Annotated in this window: 1 protein-coding gene; it reads left to right on the top strand. The window is 49.4% G+C overall.

The genetic code is table 11. The features are described from left to right. Window positions 1-853: AMP-binding protein (locus tag AB4Z08_RS35760; RefSeq protein WP_441578565.1), on the top strand; the 853-nt coding region annotated here is incomplete at both ends.

The raw sequence follows: 853 nt of genomic DNA, 5'->3' as shown, positions 1-853 counted from the left end.
ATCAAACGATCGTGGATATGTTTGCGGCCGTGGTAGCCCGTACACCACAGGCCACTGCACTGGTATTTGAGGGGCAGTCTATGAGTTACGAGGAACTGGATGCACGTGCTACCCGGTTGGCGGTTTGTCTCCGCAAAAACGGCGTAGGGCCTAATACGTTAGTACCGCTGTTTATAGAACGTTCTGCTGATATGGTAGTGGGTATCCTGGGGATATTGAAGGCAGGCGGTGCTTATGTGCCTGTTGAGCAGGATTATCCTATAGAACGGATCAGTTATATTTTAAAAGATACCGCAGCAACGGTGATCGTGAGCAGTAGTAGTTGTCGGGGCTTGTTGCCATCCACAGCGGCGCAGGTGATTTCACTGGATGAAGATTTATTAAACGATGCCGGATCTGTCCTGCCTCATCCATCAGCTTCACAGTTGTTATATGTGATTTATACTTCTGGTAGCACAGGTGCGCCCAAAGGCGTTATGATCACACATCGTAACCTGTCTGATTACCTGGCAGGTTTGCAGGCGGCCATACCGATTGGAGATTGCCATTCGTTTGCTTTGCTGACCGGTATCGCCACGGATCTGGGCAATACGGTATTGTATGGCTGCCTGGCTACGGGAGGGGAATTGCACCTGTTCCCGAAAGCCTTTATCAACGATAGTGACAAGCTGCATGATTACTTTAGCTCTCATCGGATAGACTGTATCAAAGTAGTGCCTTCTTACTGGAAAGCAGTATCGGCGCCCGATAAATTATTGTTGCCGGAGCAACTACTGATATTTGGAGGAGAAGCGCTGGAAACAGCCGTGGTAGATAATATCCTGGCTGCCGGCAGTGGATGCAGGGTTGTTAA

Source organism: Chitinophaga sp. RAB17, from assembly GCF_052114225.1.
GTDB lineage: Bacteria > Bacteroidota > Bacteroidia > Chitinophagales > Chitinophagaceae > Chitinophaga.
The sequence above is the reverse complement of the archived record's forward strand: the minus strand, read 5'-3'. Positions and strand labels throughout refer to the sequence as shown.